This window comes from Limimaricola cinnabarinus (assembly GCF_002723615.1).
Classification (GTDB): Bacteria; Pseudomonadota; Alphaproteobacteria; order Rhodobacterales; family Rhodobacteraceae; genus Limimaricola; species Limimaricola cinnabarinus_B.
Window position 1 is genome coordinate 54,432 of sequence record NZ_KZ304953.1, and the last position, 26,456, is coordinate 80,887.

Here is a 26,456-nt window from a genome sequence, read left to right on the forward strand (position 1 = left end):
CGTCCCATCCGCTGCCGCGCTTGGGCCACAAGGGGCCCTGAAAACTCTGGAGACCTGTTTATGCGACGGTTTCGCGCGCTATCAAGGCGCAAACCGCGCGTGATCCTGACCGCGTGGCCCGGGGAACGCATATGACGCGCATCGCTTTCATTCTGTTGTGTCACAAGGACCCCGGCGCGGTGATCCGGCAGGCGCGCGGGCTCGCCGCCTCTGGCGATGCGGTGGTGGTACACATGGACGCACGCGCCTCGCGCACCGATTGGCTGCGCTTGCGCGGCGGGCTGTCGGGGCATCCGGGCATCGCGCTCGTGGAGCGGCGGCAGCGCTGCGGCTGGGGCGAATGGAGCCTCGTGGCCGCGACGCTCTCGGCGCTGCGACTGGCGCTCGCGCGCTTTGGTGACGCCACGCATTTCTACCTGCTCTCGGGCGACTGCATGGCGATCAAATCGGCCGTTCACGCGCATGAGAAGCTCGCCGCAGACCCGGCCGACCGGATCGAGAGCGTCGATTTCTTCGATGGCGGCTGGATCAAGACCGGCATGCATGAGGAGCGGCTGACGCGCTGGCATTTCCTCAACGAGCGGGACCGCAAGGGGCTGTTCTATGCCAGCCTCGCGGCGCAGCGCCGGCTCGGCATCGCGCGGGCGCTGCCGGCCGATATCCGCCCGATGATCGGCTCGCAATGGTGGTGCCTGAGGCGCGCCACGGTGGAGGCGGTGCTGGCGTTTCTCGACGCGCGCCCGGATGTGCGGCGGCTGTTTCGCTGGAGCTGGATTCCCGACGAGACGATGTTCCAGACCCTCGTGCGCCATCTCGTGCCGCGCGAGGAGATCCGCTCATGCAGCCCGACCTTCCTGACCTTCACCGATTACGGCATGCCCGCGAGCTTCCACGACGACCATTACGACCTGCTGCTCGGGCAGGACGCGCTTTTCGCGCGCAAGATCAGCCCCGGCGCTGCGCGGCTGCGCGCGCGGCTGGGCGATCTTTGGGCCTCGGACCGCCGCGATTTTCCGGCGGGCGGCGACGGGCGGCGGCTGCACGGCTTTCTGACCGGGCGCGGCCGGGTGGGCCTGCGCTTTGCGCCGCGCGCCTGGGAGGTCGGCAGCTCGCTCGGGGCGGGCCGGGTGCTGCTGGTGGTGATCAGCCACAAAAGACACGTCGCCAAGCGGCTGGTGGGGGCGATCAAGCACCATACCGGGATGCTCGGCATCGATTACCTCTTCGACGAGGAAGACACCGCGCTGCCCGCCATGGGCGGGCTGGAGCGCGGGCTGGGCAAGCGGTCGCGCCACCGCCGCGCGATGCTGCGGCTGCTCTACGAGCTGCACGGGGTGGACCGGATGATCATCTGCATCGACCCCGCGCGGATCGACCTGATCCGCGACGTGATGGGCGACAGGGCCGAGGTGCGGCTGCTTGAGATCGACACGCCCCTCGACGACGCCTATCTGCGCGAACACGCGATCCGCAGCGATCTCGCGGGGCGCAGCGAAGCCGGGCTCGACCTGCTGATGCCGCCGCTGCGCCAGCAGATGCAGGCCGAGACCCGCGAGCTGCGCGAGGCGCGCTTCGCCAATCACTACACCCTTGCGCAGGAGGCCGGGGCCGAAGAGAACGACCGGGCGCTGCGGCGCTTTCTCGGGGTCGAGCCCGAGCTGGCCCGCAGCATCGGCGAGACGCCACATCTGTTCGACGATTGAGGAGAACGCGATGCGCTTTGCGTATGACGACGACAACATCTTCGCCAGGATCCTGCGCGGCGATATCCCGTGCAAGACCGTGCTGGAGACCGAACACAGCCTCGCCTTCGAGGACATCTCGGCGCAGGCGCCGGTGCATGTGCTCGTGATCCCCAAGGGGCCTTACGTCAGCTACGACCACTTCGCGCGCGACGCCAGCGATGCCGAGATCCTCGACTTCAACCGCGCGGTCGCCAGGCTCTGCGAACAATGCGATCTCGAAGACGGCTTCCGGGCCATCACCAATGCCCGCGCCCACGGGCATCAGGAAGTGCCGCATTTCCACATGCACCTGCTGGGCGGACGCCCCCTCGGGCGGCTGCTGGAGCGCAGCTGAACGCCGCATCCGAAGGGGGCGCGCCCCCTTCGGGCTGGCGCCGAAGGTCCCCGGGGCTCAGCTTTGCTTCGAGGCCCCCGCGCGGATCGCCTCCTCGATCCGGCGCGCGGCGGGGCTGTCGCCCTTGGCGGGCCAGCCTTCGCGCTGGGCGGTGCGGTCGCCGTCTGTCGCCTCGGTCTGGTCGTGAAACAGCACCATGCGCGTCGGATAGGGCAGGTCGACGCCCTTTGCGTCGAGCGCGTTGTAGACATCGCGGATCACCCGGCCCCAGACATGCACCACATCGGCGCGCGCGGGCGCGGTCCACCAGCGCAGGCGGATGGTGTTGCCATCCGCGTCCATCCCCCACGGGATCGCCTCGGGCGCGGGATCGGCGAGCACGCCCTCGCATCCGCCCGCCGTCTCGACCATCACCGCGCAGGCCGCGTCGATGTCGTCCGAGCAGCCGATCAGCACGTCGTATTGCGAGCGGCGCTTATCGAAGGCGGTGTTGACCACCACCGCGTCGGTGTAGATGTCCGAATTGGGGATCACCACGCGGCGGCCATCATAGGTCTTGATCAGCGTGGCGCGGGTCTCGATCCGCTCGACCGTGCCCTCATGGCCGCCCGAGACGATCTGGTCGCCCACCTCGAAGGGCTGGCGGATCAGGATCAGGATGCCCGCCAGCATGTTCTGCAGGATGTCCTTGAAGGCGAAGCCGATCGCGACCGAGCCGATGCCGAGCCCGGCGAAGAGATCGCCCGGCGTGATCGAGGGCGCGACGATGGTGACGGCGAGCATGAAGCCGATGATCAGCACCAGCCAGCGCAGCAGGCTCGCGCCGACATCGCCGAGATTGTCGCGGCCGCGCCTTCGGCCCGAGCGGCGCACCAGCCAGGCCACGCCGCGCGCGAGAAACCAGAACAGCACCAGCACCACGATCGCCACCGCGATGTTGGGCAGAAGCCGGAAGAAACCGTCGGCCCAGGCGTCGAGCTTCTCGAAGATGTTGCCGGTATCGGCATCGACGCCGGCGAGGCTGTCGATATCCTCGCGCGGGGCGGCTTCGGTCTCTTCTTCCATGCGTCTCCCTCCGTGGTCGGCGGGAGGGCAACCTCAGGCGGCGGAGACGGGTTCCCCGGCCTTGGAGGTGAGCTGCAGGAACACGTCCTCGAGATCCGCCTCCTCGGTCTTGACGTCCATCAGCCGCATGCCGCCCGCGCGGATCGCGTCGAGCACCGCGCCCGCGCCCATCTTGGAGGCATCATAGGTGAAGGCCAGCACCCCGCCCGCGCGCTCGGCGCAGCTCACCCCTTCGGGCAGGGGGGGAATCGCTGCGGGGCCGTCCGGGGTCACCACCAGCGTCTTGCCGCTGACCCGGCCGACGAGATTGGCGGTGGTGTCGCGGGTGACGACGCGGCCATTGTCGATGATGGCGATCTCGTCGCACATCTCCTGCGCCTCTTCGAGGTAATGGGTGGTCAGGATGATTGTCGTGCCCTGCTCGTTGAGACGGCGCACATTGCGCCACAGCATGTTGCGCAGCTCGATATCGACCCCCGCCGTCGGCTCGTCGAGCACCAGGACGCGGGGGGCATGCACCAGCGCCTTGGCGAGCAGCAGCCGCCGCCGCATGCCCCCCGAGAGCGAGCGGGCATAGGCGTCGGCCTTGTCGGCGAGGCCCACGAGATCGAGCAGCTCCATGGTGCGGCGCTGCGATTTCGGCACGCCCCAGAGACCGGCCTGTACGTCGAGCGCGCCTCTGGGCGTGAAGAACGGATCGAGCACCAGCTCCTGCGGCATCACGCCGATGGCGGCGCGGGACTGGCGCGGGTTCTCGTCCTGGTCGAAGCCCCAGATGTTCACCCGGCCCGCGCTCTTCAGCACCAGCCCGGCCATGATGTTGATCATGGTCGACTTGCCCGCGCCGTTGGGGCCAAGAAGCCCGAAGATCGAGCCCGCCGGGATGGTCAGGTCGACACCGTCGAGCGCGACCTTGGCGGGCGACTTGGCGCTGGGCGCGTAGGTCTTCTTCAGGCCGGTGATCTCGATGGCGGCGTCGGTCATGGCTGTGTCCTTTCGCGTCTTGTCCCTGCGGGCCGGGCGGCTAGAATGTAGCGCGATCAGGGCCGGGTCCATGCCCGGCCGTTCCCGTTAGCAAGGCAAGGCCCCTCATGACACTTCCCGCGCCCGAGACCAAGATCGTCGACACATGGCGCATCGCCTGCGACGGCGGCAGCGCGGGGCTCGGCCATCCGCGCGTCTGGCTGATGATCCCGCACGACACCGGCTTCGTCGACTGCTCCTATTGCGATGCGCGCTACATCCACCGCGAATTCGCGGAGGCCGGTGCCGAGGGGCTCGACGAGATCACCCGCGGGCAGGACCGCTCGGGGCAGGAGAACGAGACCCGCTGAGGCGGCTTTCCCCGGCATCACCGAAGATTTCCGCCGAAACCCGCCCGGGTTTCGGCTAGACAGACACGCGACATCGCAAGAGGGGACGCGGGCATGACGCAATTCGGCAAGGGGTGCCACCTGCACCTGATCGACGGCTCGGCCTTCATCTTCCGCGCCTATCACGCGCTGCCGCCGCTGACGCGCAAATCCGACGGCATGCCGGTGGGGGCGGTGTCGGGCTTCGTCAACATGCTGCAGCGCTATATCGACGGCAACACCGGCCCGGATGCGGCCACCCATGTCGCGGTGATCTTCGACAAGGGCTCCCACACCTTCCGCAACGATCTTTACGATCTCTACAAAGCCAACCGCGACGCCATGCCCGAGGATCTGCGCCCGCAGATCCCGCTGACCCGCGCGGCGACCGAGGCGTTCAACATCGCCTGCAAGGAAAAGGAAGGCTTCGAGGCCGACGACATCATCGCGGCACTCTCCTGTCAGGCGCGCGACGCGGGCGGGCGGGTGACGATCATCTCCTCGGACAAGGACCTGATGCAGCTGGTGGGCGACGGGGTCGAGATGCTCGACCCGATGAAGAACCGCCGCATCGACCGCGACGGCGTGTTCGAGAAATTCGGCGTCTGGCCCGATCGCGTCGTCGACGTGCAGGCGCTCGCGGGCGACTCGGTCGACAACGTGCCCGGCGCGCCCGGCATCGGCATCAAGACCGCAGCGCTGCTGATCAACGAGTTCGGCGATCTGGAGACGCTTCTGGAACGGGCGGGCGAGATCAAGCAGCCCAAGCGCCGCCAGACCCTGATCGAGCATGAAAAGCAGATCCGGCTTTCGAAGCAGCTCGTGGCGCTCGATTGCGACATGGCGCTCGACTTCACGCTCGACGATCTGGAGATCCGCGACCCGGTCCCCGAGACGCTCCTGGGCTTTCTCGCCGAGATGGAATTCCGCACCATCACCCGCCGCGTGGCCGAAAAGCTCGGGACGGAGGCGCCGGCGGTGCCCGAGACGGCGAGCACCGCGCCCGAGGCCGCCGAGCCCGAGCCCGAGGCCCCCTTCGACCACGCCGCCTATGAGAAGGTGACCACGCCGGAGGCGCTGCAGCTCTGGATCGACGCGATCCACGAGCTGGGCCATGTCGCGATAGACACCGAGACGACGAGCCTCGACGAGATGCGCGCCGATCTGGTGGGCATCTCGCTCGCGCTGACGCCGGGCCATGCCTGCTACATCCCGCTGGCGCATCGCTCGGGCGAGGAGGGGCTGTTCGGCTCGGATGCGCTGAGCGAGGGGCAGATGCCGATGGCGCAGGCGCTGGAGATGCTGAAGCCGGTGCTGGAGGACGCCTCGATCCTCAAGATCGGCCAGAACATGAAATACGACCTCAAGATCCTCGCCGGTCTGGGGATCGACGTGGCCCCCTTCGACGACACGATGCTCTTGAGCTACGCGATGCATGCGGGGCTGCACGGGCACGGCATGGACACGCTGTCGGAGCGCTATCTCGGCCACGCGCCGATCCCGATCAAGCAGGTGATCGGCACCGGCAAATCGGCGGTGACCTTCGACAAGGTCGAGATCGACGCGGCGGTGAAATACGCCGCAGAGGACGCCGACATCACGCTGCGCCTGTGGAAGCGCTTCAAGCCGCAGCTGCACCAGGCCCGCGTCACCACCGTCTACGAGACGCTGGAGCGGCCGCTAGTGCCGGTGCTGGCGCGGATGGAGCGGGCGGGGGTCGAGGTCGACCGCGAGGTTCTGAGCCGCATGTCCAACGCCTTCGCGCAGAAGATGGCGGGGCTGGAGGCGGAGATCCACGCCAAGGCCGGGCGGCCCTTCAACGTCGGATCGCCCAAGCAGCTGGGCGAGATCCTGTTCGACGACCTCGCGCTGCCCGGCGGCAAGAAGGGCAAGACCGGCGCCTATGCCACCGGCGCCGACATCCTCGAAGACCTCGCCACAGAGCACGAGCTGCCGCGCCTCGTGCTCGACTGGCGGCAGATCTCCAAGCTGAAATCGACCTATACCGACAGCCTGCAGGAGCACATCCACCCCGAAACGGGCCGGGTGCACACCTCCTATTCGATCGCCGGGGCCAACACCGGCCGCCTCGCCTCGACCGATCCGAACCTGCAGAACATCCCGATCCGCACCGAGGAGGGCCGCCGCATCCGCGAGGCTTTCGTCGCGCCGAAGGGGCGGGTGCTGGTGTCTCTCGACTATTCCCAGATCGAGCTGCGCATCCTCGCCCACATGGCCGGGATCGAGGCGCTGAAGGAAGCCTTCCGCGAGGGGCAGGACATCCATGCCGCCACCGCGTCGGAGATGTTCAACGTGCCCTTGGGCGAGATGACGCCCGAGATCCGGCGGCAGGCCAAGGCGATCAATTTCGGGGTGATCTACGGCATTTCGGGCTTCGGCCTCGCCCGCAACCTGCGCATTCCGCGCGGTGAGGCGCAGGGCTTCATCGACCGCTATTTCGAACGCTTCCCCGGCATCCGGGACTACATGGACGCGACCACCGCCTTCGCCAAGGAGAACGGCTTCGTGCAGACCATGTTCGGGCGGCGGATCAACACGCCCGAGATCAATGCCAAGGGGCCGGGCGCGGGCTTTGCCAAGCGCGCCGCGATCAACGCGCCGATCCAGGGGACCGCCGCCGACATCATCCGCCGCGCGATGATCCGCATGGACGCGGCGATCGCCGCCGTGCCCTCGGCGCGGATGCTCCTGCAGGTCCATGACGAACTCCTGTTCGAGGTGGATGAGGCCGAGGCCGACAAGCTCATCCCCATCGCGCGCGAGGTGATGGAGGGGGCGGCGCATCCGGCGGTGCATCTCGACGTGCATCTTGCCGCCGAGGCCGGGCAGGGGCCGAACTGGGCGCTGGCGCACTGACGGAACCGCGCCCCTTTCGCATCGTTGCACTCCCGAAGCGGGCGGCGGCATCGTGGCCGCCCGTGCAAGGATTGGATCGAGAGATGAGCGAGCACAGCCAAGAGAAACGCGTCGAGATGTTCTGGAAGCGGATCGACGGCCTGCATGCCGGGCTGATCGGGCTCAAGGGCACCGACCGGCTGATCCCGATGGCCCATTACACCGACCCCGAGAAGGGCTGCCTGTGGTTCATCGGCCATGACGGCACCGAGCTGGCCGAACGTGCCGAGACCGGCCCGCAGGACGCGGTCTTCGCGCTGACCAGCGACGATCACGGCATCTATACCCATGCGCATGGCACGCTGAGCCTGAGCCATGACGAGCAGAAGCTCGACGAGCTGTGGAGCAAGGTCGCGGCGAGCTGGTTCGAGGATGGCCGCCGCGACCCGGACGTGCGGCTTTTGTGCCTGACGCTGCGCTCGGCCGAGGTCTGGACCTCGACCACCTCCGCCGCGCGCTTCCTCTACGAGACCGCCAAGGGCAACCTTGCGGAGCGCAAGCCGGACATGGGCGACAACTATTCCCTGACCTTCTGATCGGGCCTTACTGGTCGGAGCCAAAACACGAAGAGGGGCGGCCCGGCGGGGCCGCCCCTTTCGCTTGCGGATCGGGCCGGATCAGTTGACCGACTTCTCCTCGATCAGGTTCGCGTCCTGCGGCTTCTGGCTCGAGATCTCGATGCGGCGGGGCTTCAGCGCCTCGGGCACCTCGCGCACGAGATCGATGTGCAGCATGCCGTCGAGATGGCTCGCGCCGGTGACCTTCACGTGATCGGCAAGGTGGAAGCGGCGCTCGAAGGCGCGCGTGGCGATGCCGCGATGCAGGAAGGTGCGGCTTTCGGTGTCGTCCTCGGCCTTGCGGGCGGTGACGATCAGCGCGTTTTCGCGGACCTCCACGGCAAGGTCGTCGGCGCCGAAGCCCGCGACGGCGATCGAGATGCGCCAGGCGCTCTCGTCGGTCTTTTCGATGTTGTAGGGCGGGTAGTTGTTCTGCGCGGGCTCGCCGGCAAGCACGCGGTCCATCAGGTCGGCGACCTGGTCGAAGCCCACGGTGGCGCGGTAGAGCGGGGCAAGATCGAAGTTACGCATTTTGGTCATCCTCTGTCTCAAGCGATAACGTCGTGATGGCCTTCCCCTGGTGGGACAGGCCGGCCGTCGGGAGCCCGATATGGCGCTCCGTGCCTCGCAATGTGGGAGAGGATTTTCGGGGTTTCAAGATCCCCCGGTGTCGATGTCGGCATCGATCTCGGGCCGGACGAAACGCGCGCCGGTCTCGGTTCTCTGGCCCGCGCCGACGACCCTGACCTGCCCGGTGGAAAGCCCGCCGAAGGCGCCGGGCCGGTCGGCCATGCGGGTGCGCAGCCCGGGCAGGGGGTGTTCGAGCGCCACGCCGATCGCGACGCTGCGCCCCTCCATCTCGGCCTTGGCCGAGATCACCGAGACGATCCGCGCCACCCCGTCCTTGAAGCTGAACACCGGCGAGCCCGAGGAGCCGTAATCGACGTCGCAGCCCATGACGAGAAGACCCTTTTCCTCGCCCAGCACGTCGCAGGTCTGCTGCAAGGAGGGCGCCTCGGCCCGGTCATGCGCATAGGAGACGACGCCGACCTGCGCGCCTGCGACGACTGTCTCCACCGTCTCGAAGGGGGTGATGCGGGCCGAGCGGATCGGCTGCGACAATTCGAGCAGCGCCACGTCCTCGGCGCTTGCGGCGCCCGAGCCGGTGCCGACGAAGGCATAGCCTTCGGGCGTCATGGCCCGGCGCACGCCGCGGTAAGCCAGCGCCCGGCCGCCGCGCATCCCGGCCTTGAATTCGATCTCGGCGGGGTCGATGCGCTCGCCGCTGTCGCGGTCATAAAGGCAATGCGCGGCGGTGAGCACGAGATCGGTGGCGATCAGCGCGCCGGTGCAAAAGCCGCGACCACCAAGGTCGAGCCGGCCCACGGCCTCCCAGCCGCGCGCGTCGTCGCCGGTCACCATCAAGGTGAGGTCGTGCCGGTCTGCACGCACCGGCAAGGACAGGGCCACGAGCACCAGCAGGGCCACCGCGATCGCGTGCTGCATTCGTCCTCCGCATCCGGGCCGGGCGGGGATCGCTCGACCCAGGCGCGAGACTAGGACAGCGCGGCGCGGCTTCATAGGGTATTCAGGCGGATTGTTTCCCGATTGCGGGCGGTTGCGGCCCGCCGGTCGCCCAGTCGAGAAGCTGCACCGAATGCACCACCGGCACGCTCGCGCCGCGCCCGATCTGCATCATGCAGCCGATGTTCCCGGCGGCGATCACCTGCGGCTTCAGCACCTCCAGCGTCTCGACCTTGCGGTTGCGCAGCTCGGCCGAGATCTCGGGCTGCATCAGGTTGTAGGTGCCCGCCGAGCCGCAGCACAGATGGCTGTCGGCGGGCTCCGACACCTCGAACCCGGCCTGCTTCAAAAGCCCCTTGGGTCCGGCCTTGAGCTTCTGGCCGTGCTGCAGCGAGCAGGCGGCGTGGTAGGCCACGCGCAGGGGCGCGGCTTTCGTTCCTTCCGGCAGGCCAAGCTCGGCCACGATCTCGCTCACGTCGCGGCACAGCCCGCCGATGCGGGCGGCCTCGGCCTCCATCTCGTGGCCCGCGAACATGTGGCCGTAATCCTTCATCGTGGTGCCGCAGCCGGAGGTGTTGATCACCACCGCGTCGAGCCCCTCGATCGAGGCCATCGAGCGGATCAGCCCGGCGGCGGTGCCGCGCGCCTCGTCATGCTTGCCCATATGCTCGGTCAGCGCGCCGCAGCAGCCCACACCTTCGGGGATCACCACCTCGCAGCCGAGCCGCGTGAGCAGCCGGATCGTCGCGTCGTTGATCTCGGTGTCCAGCGCGCGCTGGGCGCAGCCGATCGACAGGCCCACGCGCATCCGGCGCTCGCCCTGAGCCGGGAAGACCTGCGGGTCGTCGTTGCGCGAGACGGGCGGGATCTTCTCGGGCGCCATTTCCAGCATCGCGCGCAGCCGCTTGTCGGGCATCAGCCCCTTCAGGGGCTTGCCGAGCTTCGCCGCCAGAAGCGCCAGCCGGAAGCGGCCCGGATAGGGCAGGATGCGCGCCAGCGTCCAGCGCAGGAAGCGATCCATCGGCGGGCGCTTGTAATTGTCCTCGATATAGCCGCGCGCCTGGTCGATCAGGTGGCCGTAATGCACGCCCGAGGGGCAGGTGGTCATGCAGGCGAGGCAGCCCAGGCAGCGGTCGAGATGGGTGACGGTCTTGTCGTCGGGCACCCGCTCGTTTTCGAGCATGTCCTTGATGAGATAGATCCGGCCGCGCGGTGAATCGAGCTCGTCGCCCAGCACCTGATAGGTCGGGCAGGTGGCCGTGCAGAAGCCGCAATGCACGCAGGCGCGCAGGATCTCGTTGGCCTCGGCGGTCTTGGGGTCGCGCAGCTGGTCTGGCGTGAAATTGGTCTGCATGGGGTCTCCGTCAGGCGGCGAGGATGCCGCGCGGGTCGAACTTGTCGCGCAGGCCGCGGGTCAACGCCTGCAGCGCCGGGGGCTCGGGCTGCAGCGTATGCAGCCGCGCATGGGTTTCGGGGGCGGCGCGCACCAGCGTGGCGTGGCCGTCATAGCGGCCCAGCCGGGCGCGCAAATCGGTTCCTTCCGGCAGGCGCAGCCAGACGAGGCCGCCGCCCCAGTCGTAGAAGACCTGATCGGCATCCGCGCGGGCCGCGATCTCCGCGGCCTCGCTCGGGCGCGCCGAGACGCGCCAGACGTCGCCCGTGGTGCCGTGGAAGGCCGCCACGTCGCGGATGCCGCGCCACGCGGCGCGCACCGTCTCGCGGTCGTCCTCAATCTCCCAAGCGCCATGCGGGGCCAGCGCCTCGATGAGCGCCTTGGCGCGGTAGGCCACCGAAGCGGCGAAGCCCTCGATCCGAAGCACGGTGCGCGGCCCGTCCGCAGCGTGCGGGTCATGCGCGGCGCCCGTCACCTCAAAGGGCGTGCCGAGGGCCGCCGACATCGCCCGCACCGCCGCCGCGTCGTCGAGGCCGCGCGCCACGAGGCTGGCGCAGCTCTCGGTGCCGGGCAGCACCTTGAGCGCCACCTCGGTGATCGCGCCGAGCGCGCCGCGGCTGCCCGCGACGAGGCGGGCGAGGTCGTAGCCGGTGACGTTCTTCATCACCCGGCCGCCATTCTTGACGATCGTGCCCTCGCCATCGACGAAACGCAGCCCGAGCAGATGATCGCGCGCCGCCCCCACCAGCACCCGGCGGGGCCCCGAGACATTGGCCGCCACCACGCCGCCGATGGTCGGCGTGCCGGTGCTGCCCAGAAGCGCGCGGTGATCCATCGGCTCGAAGGCGAGGCGCTGGTTGGTCTCGGCCAGCGCGGCTTCGATCTCCTCCACCGGCGTGCCCGCCCGCGCCACCAGTGTCAGCGCGGCGGGGTCGTGCAGGGTGATGCCGGTCAGCCCGGCGGTGGTGATGGCCGTGCCCTCGGGCAGGGGCCCGCGCGTGCCGCCGCCGCGCAGCGAGAGGGGGCCGTCCGCGTCGCGGATGGCTTGGGCCAGCTCGGCCTCGGAGCCAGGGCGGATCATGCCCGCCGCCCTTCGCTTACCGAGAGCGGGAAGACCTTGGCGGGGTTGAGGAGCCATTTGGGGTCGAACACGTCCTTCACCTTCATCTGCGCCTCGAGGTCCTCGGGCGCGAACTGCACCGTCATCAGGTCGCGCTTCTCGACGCCGACGCCGTGCTCACCGGTCAGGCAGCCGCCCACCTCGACGCAGAGCTTCAGCACATCGGCGCCCATCGCCTCGCATTTCTCCAGATCGCCCTCCTTGTTCGCGTCGAACAGGATCAGCGGATGCATGTTGCCGTCGCCCGCGTGGAACACGTTGGCCACGCCGAGGCCGTACTCGTCGCTCAGCTCGCCGATGCGGCGCAGCACCTCGGGCAGGGCCGAGACCGGGATCGTGCCGTCGAGGCACATGTAGTCGTTGATCTGCCCCATCGCGCCGAAGGCCGATTTGCGCCCGAGCCAGATCCGCGCCGCCTCGTCGGAATCCTGCGCCGCGCGGATTTCCACCGGATCATGGTCGCGGGCGATCTTCAGGATGGTCTCCAGCTGGTGATTGATCTCGTCGGCCGAACCCTCGACCTCGACGATCAGCAGCGCCTCGCAGTCGGGATAGCCCGCATGGGCGAAGGCCTCGCAGGCGCGGATGCAGGGGCGGTCCATGTATTCGATCGCCACCGGCAGCACGCCCGCCTCGATGATGTCGGCCACGCAGGCGCCCGCCGCTTCGGCGCTGTCATAGCCCAGCATGACGGGCAGCGCGCCCTCGGGCTTGGGCAGGATGCGCAAGGTCGCCTCGGTGACGACGCCGAGCTGGCCCTCGGAGCCGCAGATCACGCCCAGAAGGTCGAGCCCGCCCGCATCCATATGCGCCCCGCCGATCTCGACCACCGTGCCATCCATCTGCACCATGGTCACGCCGAGCAGGTTGTTGGTCGTCACGCCGTATTTCAGGCAATGCGCCCCGCCCGAGTTCATCGCGATGTTGCCCGCGATGGCGCAGGCGAGCTGGCTCGACGGGTCGGGGGCGTAGAAGAAGCCCAGCTCCTCGACAGCGCCGGTGACGGAGAGGTTGGTGCGCCCGGTCTGGACCCGGATGATCCGGTCGGCCGTGTCCGTCTCCAGCACCCGGTTCATCCGCGACACGCCGAGGATCACCGAATCGGCGGTGGGCAGCGCCCCGCCCGCGAGCGAGGTGCCCGAGCCGCGCGGCACCACCGGCACGCCCTCCTCGTGGCAGACCTTCAGCGCCGCCGAGACCTCCTCGGTCGTGGCGGGCAGCACCACGCAAAGCGGCGGGCAGCGATAGGCGGTGAGCGCGTCGCATTCATAGGCGCGGGTCTCGGCAGGGTCGTGGATCACGCCGCGATCGCCCAGAACCTGCGCCAGCCGGGCGACGACCTGCGCCTTGCGGGCCATGATGCGGGCATCGGGAGATGGCATCTGCATGGGTCGTTCCTCCTGCCCATGGGCGTGACGTGGGATTGGTAAGGAAATATAACCAAAACCGCCCCATGGCAAGCGCGCGCGGGCGGGGCTAGGGTGCCACGCATGGATACGCTGTCCCGACTGACCCTTCTGACCCTCCCCGACATCGCCGCGTTGGCCTTGCTGGCGCTGAGCTACTGGGGGATCGGCTGGCGAATCGAGCATCCGGGGCGGCGGCCTTCGGTGACGGTATTGATGGCGGAATACCGCCGCGAATGGATGCGCGGCTTCGTGGAGCGCGATCCGCGCATCTTCGACGCGCAGATCGTCGCCAGCCTGCGGCAGGGCACCTCGTTCCTCGCTTCGACCTGCCTTCTGGCGGTGGGCGGCGTGCTGGCGCTGATCGGCAATGTGGAGCCGTTGCAGGGCGTGGCCGAGGGGCTGGGTGGCGACACGCTCCCGGCGCTGCTGTGGCAGATCAAGCTGGTGCCGGTGGCGCTGCTGCTGACCCATGCCTTCCTGAAATTCGTCTGGGCGCAGCGGGTCTTCGGCTATTGTTCGGTGATGATGGCGGCGGTGCCCAATGACCCCGCCGATCCGCGCGCGATGCCGCGCGCGATGCAGGCGGCGGAGCTCAACATCCGCGCGGCGTGGAACTTCAACCGCGGGCTGCGGGCGATGTATTTCGCGCTGGGCGCGGTGGTGTGGCTCCTTGGGCCATGGGCGCTGATGGCGGCGACGCTGGCGGTGCTGTGGCTGGTCTGGAGCCGGGAGTTCGCCTCCGTGCCCCGGGCGGTGCTCTTGGGCGAGGGCTGAGGGGGCTGCCGCCCCCGCCGCTGCGCGGCCCCCCGCGCGTATTTGGCGAAAGATGAACAGGAGGGCGCGACGCCCCCGTTCATCTTTCTTCAAATACGCAGATCCCGACTTCTCCGCCTAGCGCCGCGCCTCGCGCAGCCAGGCGCCGATCATCAACGTCGCGGCGAAGATCAGCCAGAGCCAGGCCGGGAGCAGCGGCGTCACCGTGAGGTCGAGCGTGCGGTAGGCGCCGCGCGGGGTCAGCCCGATCCAGCCGCGCCCGGCGGCGGGGCGCCCCGCGCGCACCTCGCGCAAGGCCGGCAGCCCCTCCTCGATGCGCTTGATACCGCCGCGGGTCGGCGCGGTGATCTCTTCGAGCGCGTCGCCGCTTGCGATGGTTTCCTCGAACTCGCGCGGTGCCGCGGGGCCGAGCGCGATCACCGCCTCCTGATCGCGCTCCGAAAGACGGTAGAGCCCCATGCGCGGCGTGGCCCAGAGCGCCTCGAACCGGCCCGGTTCGACCTCTTCGAGCGGCACTTCCGTCTCATCGCCCTCCGGCCCGGTGACGGTGACGGGACCGATCTGTTCGGAAAGCGAGCGGCGCACGATCCGCATGGTCAGCCCCGAGGGCTCGGCCCAGAGCGCCTCTTCCTCGAGCTCGGGCTCCTTCATCATCCAGTGCGCCAGGCGGCGCAGCAGGTCGAGCTGGGGGCCGCCGCCATCATAGCCGCGCCCCCAGAGCCAGACCTGGTCCGAGGCCAGCAGCGCCACACGCCCCTCTCCCACGCGGTCGAGCGCGAGAAGCGGGCGTTCGCCCGGCCCGGTGAGGGCGATGGTGGCGCTCTGGGTCGGGTCGATTTCCACCTGCCGGAACCAGCGGCCCCAGCCGGGCTTGAGCGGATCGCCCTCGGCATCGCGCCACGGATCGGCGAGGCCCGAGGTGACGGGGTGGCGCGTGCCAAGCTCGGTCAGCTCGGGGCGGAACGCCCGCTCGACCACCCGCGCGCTGGGCGCGCCCGGAAGCACGAAGCCCAGGGGGCTGCGGAAGATGCTCTCGGCACCCGCATATTCCGGCCCGGCGGTGACCAGCACCGCGCCGCCCTCTTCGACATAGCGGCCGACATTGGCGAAATATTCCGACGGCAGGATGCCGCGCCTGCGGTAGCGGTCGAAGACGATCAGGTCGAACTCGTCGATCTTCTCGATGAACAGCTCGCGGGTCGGAAAGGCGATGAGCGACAGCTCCTCGACCGGGACGCCGTCCTGCTTTTCGGGCGGGCGCAGGATGGTGAAATGCACCAGATCGACCGAAGGGTCGGATTTCAGCAGGTTGCGCCATGTCCGCTCGCCGGCATAGGGCTCGCCCGAGACCAGCAGCACCCGCAGCCTGTCGCGCACGCCGTTGATCTGCACCACGCTTTCGTTGTTGCGCGGCGTCAGCTCGCCCTCCACCTCCGGCGTGGCGAATTGCAGCACGTTCATGCCGCCATGCGGCAGCGCCACCGGCAGGCGGATGTCGCGCCCGAGCGGCACCTCGAAGCGCATCGGCTCGGCCCCGTCCACGGCGATGGTGAGCGGCACGGGACCGGCGGCTTCGGGGGCGGCGCCGCTGTCCTCGATGCGCAGCGTCAGCTCCACTTCCTCCCCGAGGATCGCGAAGGCCGGGGCGTTGCGCACCACGAGGCGGCGGTCCCAGTCGCCCTCGCGCCCGCTGAGCAGAACATGGGCCGGGGCGGGCAGGTCGGGGGCGCGCGCGGCGTCGTGCAGGCGCCCATCGGTCAGAAGGACGATGCCCGCGACGCGGCCCAGGGGCTCTTCGGCCAGCGCCTCGGACAGCGCGGTCATCAGCCGCGTGCCGCCATCCTGCGGCGCATCGCCGAGGCGCACCACCCGCAGCTCGGTGTTCTCGCGCGCGGCGATCTTCGCCGTGAGGTCGTCGAGCATGGCCTCGGTCTGCGCGGCGCGGTCCGAAAGGGTCTGGCTCGCGCTTTCGTCGACCACGGCGACCACGATGTCCGACAGGGGCTGACGCTCCTCGCGCTGCAGCGCCGGGTTGGCCAGACCGGCGATCAGCGCGGCCCCGGCGAGGGCGCGCAGCCACCAGCCCGGCAGGCCGCGCCACAGCGCCAGCGCCACCACCAGCACCGTCAGCGCGACGAGTGCCCAGAGCGCGGGCCAGGGCAGGAGCGGATCGAAGATCACCGTGCCGGTCATTGGCCGAGCCTTTCGAGCAGGGCGGGCACATGGACCTGATCGGATTTGTAGTTGCCGGTGAGCACATGCATCACGAGGTTCACCCCGAAGCGGTAAGCCATCTCGCGCTGCCGTTCACCGGCCATGCCGCGCCCGACCGGGTAGAGCGGCATGCCGACCGGGTTCATCGCCCAGGCCGAGGCCCAGTCATTGCCGCCGATCACCACCGGCGTGACGTTGTCGTTGAGGTTGCGAAACGGCATGCCGGGGGTCGGCTCCTCGTCGGGTGCGGCCTCGACCCAGACGTCGCGGCCCTGATGGCGGCCGGGAAAATCCTGCAGCAGGTAGAAGGTGCGGGTCAGCACGTGATCCTCGGGGACGGGCGAGAGCGGCGGCACGTCGAGCGGGCGGGCGATGGTTTGCAGGCGGCGGCCCTCGGGCGTGGTCCTGCCGAAGCCCGCGATCCCGGCGTCGCGCGTGTCGAAGACGATCATGCCGCCGCCGCGCAGATAGGCGTTGAGCTTGTCATAGGCCGCGCCCGAGGGGATCGGCGTCTGATCCGTGATCGGCCAGTAGAGCAGCGGGAAGAAGGCCAGCTCGTCGGTCTCGGGATCGACCGCCATCGGGGCGGCGGGCTCGACCGAGGTGCGCTGCCACAGCGTGCGCCCGAGGCCCTCCAGCCCCTGCCGCGCCACCTCGTCGACCTGCGCGTCGCCCGACAGGATATGCCCCAGCACGACCGACCCGGTCGCGGCCTGCGCGAAAGCCTCGTCCTGCGCCGAGATCGGCGGCGCGGCGTCCTGCGCCCGCGCGCCGGGAACCGGCGGCAGCAGCAAAGCCGCGAGCAGCAGCGCCGCGCCCGCGCGAAGCCGCCCGCCCACCGCGAGCGAGGCCAGCGCGTCGAGCGCCATCAGCGCCACGGCGAGCGCCAGCAGCAGCCCGCCCAAGGGCCGCTCGGCCGGGCGTGTCAGCCCCTCGACCGCAATGCGCGCGGGCCAGCGCGCAGGCGCGAGGCTGGTGTCGGCGCGGGTGACGTTGAGCGCAAAGCGCCCCGCCTCGCCCGCATAGAGCCCCGGCGGCAGGTCGGGGCCCAGATCGCCTGCCGCGAGATCCTCGCCCGCGACGGCGGCGCGGGTATCGGTCTCGGTCAGGCGGCCTTCGGCATCCATCACCTCGACCGGCTGCCATGTCGTGCCCGCGAGGTCGGCGGCGGCATCGGCGCCGCCGCGCGCCGAGATGGCGAGCCGCTCCAGCATCGACACGAACAGCCCCGAAAGCGGCAGCGAGGACCATTCGGCATTGGCGGTGACATGAACGAGCACGACCTGCCCCTCGCCGAGGCCCTTGCGGGTGACCAGCGGCGTGCCGTCGGAAAGCTGCGCGATGACCCGATCGGCGAGGTCGGGGCCGGGCTGGGCCACGACCTGCGCGCGCACGGTGACATCCTCCGGCACCGGCAGGCCGAAGAAGGGGCTGTCGCTCTCGAAGGGGGCGATGGTCTTGGGCTCGCCCCAGCTCATCGTGCCGCCGACCGAGCGGGCCGCGGCGCGCAGCCGCACCGGCATCAGCGGATCGCCCCCGTCGCGCCCCGCCTCGGAAGCCGCGAGGCGCGGTCCGGCGAAGCGCAGAAGAAGCCCGCCTTCCTCGACCCAAGCCTGCAGCGCCTCGGCCTCGGCGGGCGGCAGGCTGCCCGCATCGGCCAGCACGATCACGTCCGGCCTGGCGGGGATCAGCGCGGAGAGATCGCCCGAGAGCAGATCGGCCTGCGGCTCCAGCGCCACGCGCAGGTAATGCAGCGGCGACATCAGCTCGGTCGTCTCGCGCGCCTCGCGGCTTTCGACGAGGGCCACCTCGCGCCGCCGCAGCGCATCGTCGCCCAGCGCCACGGCGGCGGCGGAGCGCGCGCCCTCGATCTCGAAGCGGGTGACCCGGTTGCGCAGTTCGGGCGGCAGCGCCAGAGCGGCGGAGGCCGTGGCCTCGCCCGGCGCAAAGTCGAGCGTCGCGGTGGCGAGGCGGCGTTCGACCCCGGCGGGATCGAGGCCATGGGCGGCGATGATGGCCTGCGCCGCGCCCCCGGTGGGGGTGCGCACCGCCTCCAGCGCGATCTGCGCGCCGTCGAGCAGCGGCGGGCGCAGCGCGAGGATGCGGCGCGGCGTCTGGATCACCCGCACCGGGCCGTGGGATTCGAGCGCATCGAGCAGGGGGGCGCGGCTGTCGCGCGCGAGGCCGTCCGACAGCCAGACCGTCTCGAACCGGCCTTCGAGAGCCTCGGCCCAGTCGGCCAGCGCCGCCGCATCGGGCTGCCATGGCCGCGGGGTGAGGCCGGGCAGGGCGGACAGCACCGCCTCGGCGGGGTCGAAGCGGATCTCGCCGGGAAGGTCGGTCAGCACGGCGGCGGCGGCGGGGCGGCCCGCGCGCCGGGCCTCGCCCAAGAGCGCCTCGATCCGCGCGCTACGGGCAGGCCAGTCGCGCGCATCGGCCCATGTGCCGTCGGCGAGGATCAGGAGCGGCCCCGTGCCGGGGGCGGGCCGGTCGGTCGGGTTCAGCACCGGGCCTGCAAAGCCCACGATAACCGCCGCGACGGCGAGGATGCGCAGCAGCAAAAGCCACCACGGCGTGCGGTCCGACTGGCTCTCGCGGTCATCGAGCCCCAGAAGCAGCGCCACGCCGGGAAAGCGGCGGCGCAGCGGCGCGGGCGGCACGGCGCGCAGGATCAGCCACAACACCGGCAGCAGCACCAGCCCGGCCAGCAGCCATGGCGAGAGAAAGCCGACGGGGCCGAGGCTCCACATCAGCGCCGCTCCAGCGCGGTGTGGAGCCACAAAAGCGCCGAGACCGCGCTTTCGGAGGTGCGGTGGGTCGAGAGCTGCCAGCCGGTGGCATGGGCGAGGGCGGCAAGATGCGCGCGGCGCGCAGCGAGGCGTTCGAGATAGCGGTCCTTCAGATCGCCCGCCTTCAGCGTCTCGTGGCGCAGCGCGCCGGACATGCTTTCGAAGATGGTGCGCCCGTCATAGGGAAACGCCTCCTCGGCGGGGTCGAGCACCTGCAAGAGCGCGCCGCGCACGCCGCGATCGGCGGCCGCGGTGAGCATTGCCTCGACCGGCTCGATGGGGCCGAGGAAATCCGAGATCAGCACGGCGCGGCTTTGCGGCGCGAGGCCGCCCGCCTCGGGCGCGCCGTGATCCTCGCCCCGCTCCTGCGACAGGATCTGCGCCAGCCGCGCCAGCTGCCCGCGCCCCCGGCGCGGCGGCAGCCGCGCATCGGTGAGCCCGACCCGTTCGCCGCCGCGGTTCAGCACCACGGCGAGCGCCAGCGCGATGAGCCGCGCGCGGTCGGATTTGGGGGGGAGCCTGGGCGTCGAGGCAAAGCCCATGGCGGCCCCGTCATCGACCCAGAGCGCCACGCTCTGGGCGATCTGCCATTCCTTTTCCTGCACGAAGGCCTGATCGGCGCGGCCCGAGCGGCGCCAGTCGATGGCGCGCGCGGTGTCATGCGGCTGGGCGGCGCGGTATTGCCAGAAATTGCTGCCCGCGCCCGCGCGCCTGCGGCCATGCTCGCCCATCAGCACGGTCTGGGCGAGCTGCTCGGCCTCGGCCAGAAGCGGCGGCAGCGGGGCGGCGAGGTCTTCGGCCCGGCCGCGCAGGCCGAGCGGGGTGCTGTCCGGGGCGGGGCCTGCGATCACGCCGCCGCCTCGATGCGCGTCACCCGCGCGGTCACCTCCCCGATCAGCGCGGGCAGGCTTTCGCCCCGCGCGCGTGCGGCAAAGCCCAGCGCCATGCGGTGCTCCAGCACCGGCACGGCGAGCCGCGCCACGTCCTGCGGCCCCGGCGCGAGACGCCCATCGAGCAGCGCCTCGGCCCGCACCGCGAGCATCAAGGCCTGCGCCGCGCGCGGCCCCGGCCCCCAGCTCACCGACTGGCGCAGCTCGGGCAGCGCCTCGGGCTCGTCGGGGCGGCAGGCGCGCACCAGATCGAGAATGAGCTCCATCACGCCTTCGCCGACCGGCATCCGGCGCAGGAGGCGCTGGGCGTCGAGCAGTTCCTGCGCGGTGAACACCGCCTCGGCCTCGGCCTCCTCGATGCCGGTCGTGGCGAGCAGGATCTCGCGCTCGGTGTCGCGGGTGGGGTAGGGCACGTCGATCTGAAAGAGGAAGCGGTCGAGCTGCGCCTCGGGCAGCGGATAGGTGCCCTCCTGCTCCAGCGGGTTCTGCGTCGCCAGAACGTGGAACGGGCGGCCCAGCGGGCGGTGCTGCCCGGCGATGGTCACCTCGCGCTCCTGCATCGCCTGCAGCAGCGCCGACTGCGTGCGGGGGGAGGCGCGGTTGATCTCGTCGGCCATCAGGAGCTGGCAGAAGATCGGGCCTTCGATGAAGCGAAAGGCGCGGGAGCCGTCGGCGGCGGTCTCCAGCACTTCACTGCCCAGAATGTCGGCGGGCATCAGGTCGGGGGTGAACTGGATGCGGCTTTCGGCGAGGCCCATCACCGTCGAGAGCGCATCGACGAGCCGCGTCTTGCCCAAGCCCGGCAGGCCCACGAGCAGCGCGTGGCCGCCGCAGAGCAGCGCCGAGAGCGACAGCTCGACCACCCGCTCCTGACCGACGAAGCGCCGGGCCACGCTGTCGCGGGCCCGCGCGAGGCGGTCGCCGAGGCTGTCGATCCCGGCAAGGAGATCGGCGTCGCTCATCTGCTCTGGCATGACAGCCTTCCCGTTCTAGTCTAGATTGCAGTTCCAGCAGATACCGTGGCGGCTCCCGATGGCAAACACAAAGAACGGTGAAGGAAATGGCGGCCCTTCGGCGGAAAGCCTCGCATCGGCAGCGAGCCGGGCGGGGGCGCGCGGGCCCGCGCCGGTGCATCTGTGGGATCCGCCGTTCTGCGGCGATCTCGACATGCGCATCGCCCGCGACGGCACGTGGTTCCACGAGGGCACGCCGATCGGGCGTGAGCGGATGGTCAAGCTCTTCGCCTCGATCCTCAAGCGGGAGGGCGACAGGCACTACCTCGTCACCCCGGTCGAGAAGGTCGGTATCACCGTGGACGACGCGCCATTCGTCGCGGTCGATGTGGTGCGCGAGGGCGAGGATCTGCTGTTCACGACCAATCTCGGCGAGACGGCGCTGGCGGGCCCCGATCACCCAATCCGGGTGGTGCGCGAGCCCGAGACGGGCGAGCCCGCCCCCTATGTCGAGATCCGCTCCGGGCTGGAGGCGCTGATCGACCGCAAGAGCTTCTACCGGCTGGTCGAGCTGGGCGAGACCGCGCCGCATGAGGGCGCGGACTGGTTCGGCGTGCGCTCGGGCGGGGTGTTCTTTCCGATCATTCCGGCAGCGGAGCTGCGCTGAGGGTTCCGCCCGGCGCTCGGTGCGAACGTGTCACTCGTCATCAAGCCGTGACGCCACGGCGTGACACCGGACGCCGCCTTCAGGCTAGGCACGGAATGCGACATGGTTGCGACCCGCTCGGACAACCGCCCGGCCGACCGCATTTTCGGCGCGTCACGGCCCCGGCTGCACGATCGGGGGGGCGGCGCCCGAACCGCCCCCGCCATGGCCGCAGGCCCTCAGACCGAGGCGCAGATGTATTTCATCTCCAGGTAATCCTCGATCCCGTGGCGCGAGCCCTCGCGGCCCAGCCCCGACTGCTTGACCCCGCCGAAGGGCGCGACCTCGGTCGAGATGATGCCGGTGTTGATCCCGACGATGCCGTATTCCAGCGCCTCGGCGACCTTGGTCACGCGGGACAAATCCTTGGCATAGAAATACGAGGCCAGCCCGAAGATCGTGTCATTGGCCATCTCGATCACCTCCTCCTCGTCCTCGAAGGCGAAGAGCGGGGCGAAGGGGCCGAAGGTTTCTTCATGCGCGACCTTCATGCCCTGCTTGGCGCCGGTGACGACGGTGGGCTGGAAGAACTGGCCGCCGAGGTCATGCGCTTCGCCGCCCGTGAGCAGGGTCGCGCCCTGATCGAGCGCGTCCTTGAGGTGATCGCGCACCTTCTCGATCGCCGAGGGTTCGATCAGCGGGCCGAGATCGGTGCCGTCAGACAGGCCGTCGCCGACATGCAGCTTCTCCACCGCCGCCTTCAGGCGCTTGGCGAACTCGTCATAGACGCCCTTTTGCACGTAGATCCGGTTGGCGCAGACGCAGGTCTGGCCGTTGTTGCGGAACTTGCACTGGATCGCGCCCTCGACCGCGGCATCGAGATCGGCGTCGTCGAAGACGATGAAGGGCGCGTTGCCCCCGAGCTCCATCGAGCATTTCATCACCTGGTCGGCGGCCTGGCGCAGCAGGATGCGGCCCACCTCGGTCGAGCCAGTGAAGGTCAGCTTGCGCACAACCGGGTTCTCGCAGAATTCCTTGCCGATCTCGGAAGCCGAGGAGGAGGTGACCACCGAGAACACCCCCTCGGGCACGCCCGCTTCCTCGGCCAGCACCGCCATGGCCAGAGCCGAAAGCGGCGTCTGCGAGGCGGGGCGGATCACGAAGGAGCAGCCCGCCGCCAGCGCCGGGGCCACCTTGCGGGCGATCATCGCGTTGGGGAAGTTCCACGGGGTGATCCCGGCGGCGACGCCGATCGGCTGCTTGATCACGGTGATCCGCTTGTCGGGCATGTGGCCGGGGATGGTCTCGCCGTAAACGCGCTTGGCCTCCTCGCCGAACCATTCGATGAAGCTCGCGCCGTAAGCCACCTCGCCGCGGCTTTCATGCAGCGGCTTGCCCTGCTCGGCGGTCATCAGGATGGCGAGATCCTCTTGGTGCTCCATCAGCAGGTCGAACCAGCGGCGCAGGATCTTCGCGCGCTCCTTGCCGGTCTTCGCGGCCCAGGGCTTCTGCGCCTTGCGGGCGATGTCGATGGCGCGGGCGACCTCCTCGCGCGACAGATCGGCCACCGAGGCCAGAACGTCGCCGCGCGCGGGGTTGGTGACCTCGAAGGTCGCGCCACCTTCGGCCGAAACCCATTTGCCGCCGAGAAAGGCCTTGTCGCGGATGAGATCGGGGCGGCTGAGCAGTGACTTGATGTCGGTGCGGTCGTCGAGCATGACTTCTCCTCCAGGTGTTCGGGCGCATCCTTGACCGCGAGGGTAGTGCGGGTCCAGCCCTCGAACAGCGGGCATGACAGGGAGAGAGACATGACAGACAGCCGTGCCGCGATCGACGTGGCCTATGCCAATGCCAGCCATATCCCCGGCGGCATGGAATATCCCGCGCGCTGGGCCGAGGCGGCGGCGGCGTTTCGCGAGCGCCATCCGCCCGAGGAGATCGCCTATGGGGCAGGCGCGCGCCAGCGGCTCGACCTGTTTCGCCCCGAAGGCGAAGCGAAGGGCGCGGTGATCTTCGTGCATGGCGGCTTCTGGAGGGCCTTCGACAAGTCGAGCTGGTCGCATCTCGCCGAAGGCGCGCTGGCGCATGGCTGGGCGGTGGCGATGCCCTCCTACACGCTGGCGCCAGAGGCGCGGATCGCGGCCATGACCCGCGAGATCGAGGCGGCGATCGGCGCGGTGGCCGAAGCCGTGCCGGGGCCGCTGCGGCTTGCGGGTCATTCGGCGGGCGGGCATCTGGTGGCGCGCATGGCCTGCGCCGATCTTTCGCCGCCCTGGCGCGACCGGGTGGCGCGGATCGTGCCGATCTCGCCGCTGTCGGACCTGCGCCCGCTCATGGGGGCGACGATGAACGACGACCTGCGGCTCGACCGGGAGGAGGCCGAGGCCGAAAGCCCGCTTTTGTGCGAGCAGGTCGATCTGCCGATGACGGTCTGGGTCGGCGCGGCGGAGCGGCCCGCCTTCATCGATCAGGCCCGCTGGCTGGCCGAGCGGCGCGGCTGCGAGCTGGTGGAAGCGCCGGGGCGGCACCATTTCGACGTGATCGAGGAGCTGGCCGAACCCGACAGCCCGCTGACCGAGACGCTGTTGGGCTGAGCGCCGCCCCTGGTTCATCTTTCCGAAAATACGCATCGCCCGACCCGCCACGGGGCGCTCCGGTTCAATGTCGGGATTTGCGTATTTGAAGAAAGATGAAAGGGATCAGCGCCCGAACCGCTCCTGCCAGGAGGGCAGCGGCCCGCCGGGGGCCGCGTGATACACCGCGCGCGCGATGGCGCGGGCAAGGCAGGTGGAGGCGGCATGGCCGAGCCAGAGCGCCTCGGCGGGGCCGCCGAGCGGGCGCGCCCCGGTCGAGGCGGCAAAGACCAGATCGCCGTCGAAGGGGGTATGCGCCGGGACCAGCGCCCGCGCGATGCCGTCCTGCGCCGCGACCGCCATGCGCCGGCAGCCCGCCTTGTCGAGCGCGGCGTCGGTGGCGACGATGGCGAGGGTCGTGGCCTCGCCGGGTGCGGCGAGCTTGGTGGGCGGCGGGCCAGGGGGCGGCATCGCAGAGCCCAGCCCACCGAACTCGGCCCCGATCTCCCATGGCGCCGCCCAGAAATGCGGGCCACCGCCGACCGTGGCCGAGCCGACCGCGTTCACCGCCACCAGCGCGCCGACGCGGTGCCCGCTCTCCAGCACCAGCGAGGCGGTGCCGATGCCGCCCGCCAGCGTGGCCGTGGTGGCGCCATGGCCCGCGCCGTGGCTGCCTTCGGCGACATCCGCCCCCGCCATCTCCAGCGCCTTGCGCCCCAACGTGGCGTAGGGGTTCGCCGTCCAGCCCTTGTCGCCGCCATTGCCGAGATCGAACAGGATCGCCGCCGGCACGATCGGCACGCGCTGCCCCGCCGCCTCGAAGCCGCGCCCCATGGCGCGCAGCCCCTCGGCCACGCCCGAGGCGGCATCGAGCCCGAAGGCGGAGCCCCCCGACAGCACCAGCGCATCCACCGCCGGAACGAGCCGGTCGGGGGCCAGAAGCTCGGTCTCGCGCGTGCCGGGCGCGCCGCCCATCACGTCGACCGCGGCGGCAAAGGGCGCGCGGGCCGTCAGCACCGTCACGCCCGAGCGCAGCGCCGCGTCATGCGCCTGTCCGACCAGCAGGCCCGGAACATCGGTGATCGCATCGCGCGGACCGGGCCGCATCATGCGCGCCTCAAGCGGATGTGAGAGACCATGTGGCTTAGGCACGCGTGATTCGTGCCATGGGCTCTGTCGCAAGCTGTTGATCTCAATGCCATTCTTCCTCCGGGCGGGATGTAATGCCCCGGTCGTGGGCTGGCACCGCCCCGCAGGGTGCCGAGATTGCGGTTCCGGCGCGTGATGATAGGTTGGCGCGAACCCTTGCGTCAAAGGCTGCCATTCATGAAGTTCACCCCTACCGCGCTCACGCGTCGCCGGCTGCTGACCGGCGCGGCCGCGCTGTCCGTCCTTCCCGCCTGCGCCGCCCGTATCCCGTCCTCCGCCGCCCCCGCCGCCGAGCGCGAGATCGGCGGCGTGCCGATGAGCCAGATCGTCGATGGCTACGGGCTGATCGAGGATGCGGGCTACCGCCTGCCGCCGGTGCCGCCGAAATACCTGACCGGGCTGAACCGCCGCGCCTACGTGTCCTATCCGGGCTACGAATCGAGCGGCACGATCGAGGCCGACCTGCATGCCAAGCTGCTCTACTGGATCGAGCCGGGCGGCATGGCGTGGCGCTTTCCGGTCGGCGTCGGCCGTCAGGGCCTGTCGATGTCCTACGACACCACGATCAAGCGCAAGGAAAAGTGGCCGAGCTGGACGCCGACGCAGAACATGATCCGGCGCGAGCCCGAGATCTACGCCGAATATGCGGGCGGCGTGCCCGGCGGCCTGGCCAACCCCCTGGGCGCGCGGGCGCTCTATCTCTACCAGGGCAACCGCGACACCTATTACCGGATCCACGGCACCAACGATCTCGCCTCGATCGGCAATTCCGGCTCGGCGGGCTGCATCCGCATGTTCAACCACGACGCCATCTTCCTCTTCCCGAAAGTGCCGCTCGGCACGCGGGTGGTGATCCGCGACTATGCCGATTCGGTCGCGATCGAGGGCGAGGCCGTGGCCAACCGGGGCCGCGAGCTGCCGCCGACCTATGTGCCGCCCGAAGAGCTCTATGCCGCCGCCGAGGCGAGCGGGCCGCCGCAATTCGGCGATGCGTCGCGCATCGAGAGCTTCGGCTACTGAGGCAGGCCTGGGGCGGGCCGCTGGCTTTGGCGG

The 26,456-nt window shown here is 70.2% G+C and carries 21 protein-coding genes and 1 pseudogene; 9 read left to right on the top strand and 13 right to left on the bottom strand.

The annotated features are described in order from the left end of the window. Nucleotides 1-131 precede the first annotated feature (131 nt). Both CJ301_RS04875 and CJ301_RS04880 read left to right on the top strand, forming a co-directional pair. Nucleotides 132-1,703 (top strand): DUF5928 domain-containing protein, encoded by a 1,572-nt coding sequence (locus tag CJ301_RS04875; protein ID WP_099274865.1) that lies wholly within the window; start codon nucleotides 132-134, stop codon nucleotides 1,701-1,703. 10 nt (nucleotides 1,704-1,713) lie between these two features. Next, nucleotides 1,714-2,079, top strand: a complete 366-nt coding sequence (locus CJ301_RS04880) for an HIT domain-containing protein (RefSeq protein ID WP_099274867.1) — start codon at nucleotides 1,714-1,716, stop codon at nucleotides 2,077-2,079. Between the two features lie 57 nt (nucleotides 2,080-2,136). Here CJ301_RS04880 and CJ301_RS04885 read toward each other — a convergent pair whose 3' ends face one another. Together CJ301_RS04885 and CJ301_RS04890 are read right to left on the bottom strand one after the other, a co-directional pair. After that, nucleotides 2,137-3,144 carry a mechanosensitive ion channel family protein gene (locus tag CJ301_RS04885; protein ID WP_099274869.1) on the bottom strand — a complete coding sequence of 336 codons (1,008 nt, stop codon included), beginning with the start codon at nucleotides 3,142-3,144 and terminating at the stop codon, nucleotides 2,137-2,139. A gap of 33 nt (nucleotides 3,145-3,177) precedes the next feature. After that, nucleotides 3,178-4,128, bottom strand: coding sequence for an ABC transporter ATP-binding protein (locus tag CJ301_RS04890; RefSeq protein WP_099274871.1), 951 nt, complete (start codon nucleotides 4,126-4,128; stop codon nucleotides 3,178-3,180). A 107-nt stretch (nucleotides 4,129-4,235) separates the two neighbouring features. Between CJ301_RS04890 and CJ301_RS04895 the strand changes: the two are divergent. The 3 genes and pseudogenes from CJ301_RS04895 to CJ301_RS04905 all read left to right on the top strand — a co-directional run. Then, nucleotides 4,236-4,409: pseudogene (locus CJ301_RS04895) on the top strand (zinc-finger domain-containing protein); the annotation flags it as partial. Between the two features lie 162 nt (nucleotides 4,410-4,571). Further along, nucleotides 4,572-7,373: a DNA polymerase I gene (polA, locus tag CJ301_RS04900; RefSeq protein WP_099274875.1), complete on the top strand. Its 2,802-nt coding sequence runs from the start codon at nucleotides 4,572-4,574 to the stop codon at nucleotides 7,371-7,373. 83 nt (nucleotides 7,374-7,456) lie between these two features. Further along, complete coding sequence (locus CJ301_RS04905; protein WP_099274877.1) at nucleotides 7,457-7,948, top strand: pyridoxamine 5'-phosphate oxidase family protein; 492 nt, start codon at nucleotides 7,457-7,459, stop codon at nucleotides 7,946-7,948. A gap of 81 nt (nucleotides 7,949-8,029) precedes the next feature. Here the strand turns inward: CJ301_RS04905 and CJ301_RS04910 are convergent, their stop codons facing one another. The 5 genes from CJ301_RS04910 to CJ301_RS04930 form a co-directional block, all read right to left on the bottom strand. Further along, a complete protein-coding gene (locus CJ301_RS04910) occupies nucleotides 8,030-8,500 on the bottom strand; it encodes an Hsp20 family protein (RefSeq protein WP_099274879.1) in 471 nt (156 codons plus the stop codon). Between the two features lie 123 nt (nucleotides 8,501-8,623). After that, a complete protein-coding gene (locus CJ301_RS04915) occupies nucleotides 8,624-9,475 on the bottom strand; it encodes a trypsin-like serine peptidase (RefSeq protein WP_099274881.1) in 852 nt (283 codons plus the stop codon). 82 nt (nucleotides 9,476-9,557) lie between these two features. Next, nucleotides 9,558-10,847 (bottom strand): glycolate oxidase subunit GlcF, encoded by a 1,290-nt coding sequence (gene glcF, locus CJ301_RS04920; protein ID WP_099274883.1) that lies wholly within the window; start codon nucleotides 10,845-10,847, stop codon nucleotides 9,558-9,560. A gap of 10 nt (nucleotides 10,848-10,857) precedes the next feature. After that, nucleotides 10,858-11,967: an FAD-binding protein gene (locus tag CJ301_RS04925; RefSeq protein ID WP_173812326.1), complete on the bottom strand. Its 1,110-nt coding sequence runs from the start codon at nucleotides 11,965-11,967 to the stop codon at nucleotides 10,858-10,860. Next, nucleotides 11,964-13,394, bottom strand: coding sequence for an FAD-linked oxidase C-terminal domain-containing protein (locus tag CJ301_RS04930; RefSeq protein ID WP_099274885.1), 1,431 nt, complete (start codon nucleotides 13,392-13,394; stop codon nucleotides 11,964-11,966). Before CJ301_RS04930 ends, CJ301_RS04925 begins: the two co-directional genes overlap by 4 nt. Nucleotides 13,395-13,496: 102 nt before the next feature. Between CJ301_RS04930 and CJ301_RS04935 the strand changes: the two genes are divergently transcribed. Further along, a complete protein-coding gene (locus tag CJ301_RS04935) occupies nucleotides 13,497-14,189 on the top strand; it encodes a DUF599 domain-containing protein (RefSeq protein WP_099274887.1) in 693 nt (230 codons plus the stop codon). 117 nt (nucleotides 14,190-14,306) lie between these two features. Here CJ301_RS04935 and CJ301_RS04940 read toward each other — a convergent pair whose 3' ends face one another. The 4 genes from CJ301_RS04940 to CJ301_RS04955 are packed head-to-tail and all read right to left on the bottom strand — an operon-like array spanning nucleotide 14,307 to nucleotide 21,044. Next, on the bottom strand, nucleotides 14,307-16,382 hold the full coding sequence (locus CJ301_RS04940) for a hypothetical protein (protein WP_099274889.1): 2,076 nt from the start codon (nucleotides 16,380-16,382) through the stop codon (nucleotides 14,307-14,309). Next, nucleotides 16,379-19,153 (bottom strand): DUF4159 domain-containing protein, encoded by a 2,775-nt coding sequence (locus tag CJ301_RS04945; protein ID WP_099274891.1) that lies wholly within the window; start codon nucleotides 19,151-19,153, stop codon nucleotides 16,379-16,381. The genes CJ301_RS04940 and CJ301_RS04945 overlap by 4 nt, the downstream gene beginning before the upstream one ends. After that, the gene (locus CJ301_RS04950) at nucleotides 19,153-20,043 is read right to left on the bottom strand and encodes a DUF58 domain-containing protein (protein WP_099274893.1); all 891 of its coding nucleotides are present in this window, start codon (nucleotides 20,041-20,043) and stop codon (nucleotides 19,153-19,155) included. The genes CJ301_RS04945 and CJ301_RS04950 overlap by 1 nt, the downstream gene beginning before the upstream one ends. Beyond that, complete coding sequence (locus tag CJ301_RS04955; RefSeq protein WP_173812327.1) at nucleotides 20,040-21,044, bottom strand: AAA family ATPase; 1,005 nt, start codon at nucleotides 21,042-21,044, stop codon at nucleotides 20,040-20,042. The genes CJ301_RS04950 and CJ301_RS04955 overlap by 4 nt, the downstream gene beginning before the upstream one ends. A gap of 70 nt (nucleotides 21,045-21,114) precedes the next feature. On the opposite strand from CJ301_RS04955, the gene CJ301_RS04960 reads away from it, so the two are divergent. Further along, a complete protein-coding gene (locus CJ301_RS04960; protein WP_099274897.1) occupies nucleotides 21,115-21,702 on the top strand; it encodes a DUF1285 domain-containing protein in 588 nt (195 codons plus the stop codon). Between the two features lie 218 nt (nucleotides 21,703-21,920). On the opposite strand, the gene CJ301_RS04965 is transcribed toward CJ301_RS04960, so the two are convergent. Beyond that, nucleotides 21,921-23,399, bottom strand: coding sequence for an NAD-dependent succinate-semialdehyde dehydrogenase (locus CJ301_RS04965; RefSeq protein WP_099274899.1), 1,479 nt, complete (start codon nucleotides 23,397-23,399; stop codon nucleotides 21,921-21,923). 90 nt (nucleotides 23,400-23,489) lie between these two features. Here CJ301_RS04965 and CJ301_RS04970 point away from each other — a divergent pair, with 90 nt between their 5' ends. Further along, complete coding sequence (locus CJ301_RS04970; protein WP_099274901.1) at nucleotides 23,490-24,275, top strand: alpha/beta hydrolase; 786 nt, start codon at nucleotides 23,490-23,492, stop codon at nucleotides 24,273-24,275. A gap of 105 nt (nucleotides 24,276-24,380) precedes the next feature. On the opposite strand, the gene CJ301_RS04975 is transcribed toward CJ301_RS04970, so the two are convergent. Then, nucleotides 24,381-25,361, bottom strand: a complete 981-nt coding sequence (locus tag CJ301_RS04975; protein ID WP_099275218.1) for a P1 family peptidase — start codon at nucleotides 25,359-25,361, stop codon at nucleotides 24,381-24,383. A 219-nt stretch (nucleotides 25,362-25,580) separates the two neighbouring features. Here CJ301_RS04975 and CJ301_RS04980 point away from each other — a divergent pair, with 219 nt between their 5' ends. Further along, nucleotides 25,581-26,423 carry a L,D-transpeptidase gene (locus tag CJ301_RS04980; protein WP_254050076.1) on the top strand — a complete coding sequence of 281 codons (843 nt, stop codon included), beginning with the start codon at nucleotides 25,581-25,583 and terminating at the stop codon, nucleotides 26,421-26,423. The last annotated feature ends 33 nt before the right edge of the window (nucleotides 26,424-26,456 follow it).

Bases quoted from the DNA above. Each gene is read 5' to 3' on its own strand.
- CJ301_RS04875 (WP_099274865.1), top strand. From the start codon at position 132: ATGACGCGCATCGCTTTCATTCTGTTGTGTCACAAGGACCCCGGCGCG.
- CJ301_RS04880 (WP_099274867.1), top strand. From the start codon at position 1,714: ATGCGCTTTGCGTATGACGACGACAACATCTTCGCCAGGATCCTGCGC.
- CJ301_RS04885 (WP_099274869.1), bottom strand. From the start codon at position 3,144: ATGGAAGAAGAGACCGAAGCCGCCCCGCGCGAGGATATCGACAGCCTC.
- CJ301_RS04890 (WP_099274871.1), bottom strand. From the start codon at position 4,128: ATGACCGACGCCGCCATCGAGATCACCGGCCTGAAGAAGACCTACGCG.
- polA (WP_099274875.1), top strand. From the start codon at position 4,572: ATGACGCAATTCGGCAAGGGGTGCCACCTGCACCTGATCGACGGCTCG.
- CJ301_RS04905 (WP_099274877.1), top strand. From the start codon at position 7,457: ATGAGCGAGCACAGCCAAGAGAAACGCGTCGAGATGTTCTGGAAGCGG.
- CJ301_RS04910 (WP_099274879.1), bottom strand. From the start codon at position 8,500: ATGCGTAACTTCGATCTTGCCCCGCTCTACCGCGCCACCGTGGGCTTC.
- CJ301_RS04915 (WP_099274881.1), bottom strand. From the start codon at position 9,475: ATGCAGCACGCGATCGCGGTGGCCCTGCTGGTGCTCGTGGCCCTGTCC.
- glcF (WP_099274883.1), bottom strand. From the start codon at position 10,847: ATGCAGACCAATTTCACGCCAGACCAGCTGCGCGACCCCAAGACCGCC.
- CJ301_RS04925 (WP_173812326.1), bottom strand. From the start codon at position 11,967: ATGATCCGCCCTGGCTCCGAGGCCGAGCTGGCCCAAGCCATCCGCGAC.
- CJ301_RS04930 (WP_099274885.1), bottom strand. From the start codon at position 13,394: ATGCAGATGCCATCTCCCGATGCCCGCATCATGGCCCGCAAGGCGCAG.
- CJ301_RS04935 (WP_099274887.1), top strand. From the start codon at position 13,497: ATGGATACGCTGTCCCGACTGACCCTTCTGACCCTCCCCGACATCGCC.
- CJ301_RS04940 (WP_099274889.1), bottom strand. From the start codon at position 16,382: ATGACCGGCACGGTGATCTTCGATCCGCTCCTGCCCTGGCCCGCGCTC.
- CJ301_RS04945 (WP_099274891.1), bottom strand. From the start codon at position 19,153: ATGTGGAGCCTCGGCCCCGTCGGCTTTCTCTCGCCATGGCTGCTGGCC.
- CJ301_RS04955 (WP_173812327.1), bottom strand. From the start codon at position 21,044: ATGAGCGACGCCGATCTCCTTGCCGGGATCGACAGCCTCGGCGACCGC.
- CJ301_RS04960 (WP_099274897.1), top strand. From the start codon at position 21,115: ATGGCAAACACAAAGAACGGTGAAGGAAATGGCGGCCCTTCGGCGGAA.
- CJ301_RS04965 (WP_099274899.1), bottom strand. From the start codon at position 23,399: ATGCTCGACGACCGCACCGACATCAAGTCACTGCTCAGCCGCCCCGAT.
- CJ301_RS04970 (WP_099274901.1), top strand. From the start codon at position 23,490: ATGACAGACAGCCGTGCCGCGATCGACGTGGCCTATGCCAATGCCAGC.
- CJ301_RS04975 (WP_099275218.1), bottom strand. From the start codon at position 25,361: ATGCGGCCCGGTCCGCGCGATGCGATCACCGATGTTCCGGGCCTGCTG.
- CJ301_RS04980 (WP_254050076.1), top strand. From the start codon at position 25,581: ATGAAGTTCACCCCTACCGCGCTCACGCGTCGCCGGCTGCTGACCGGC.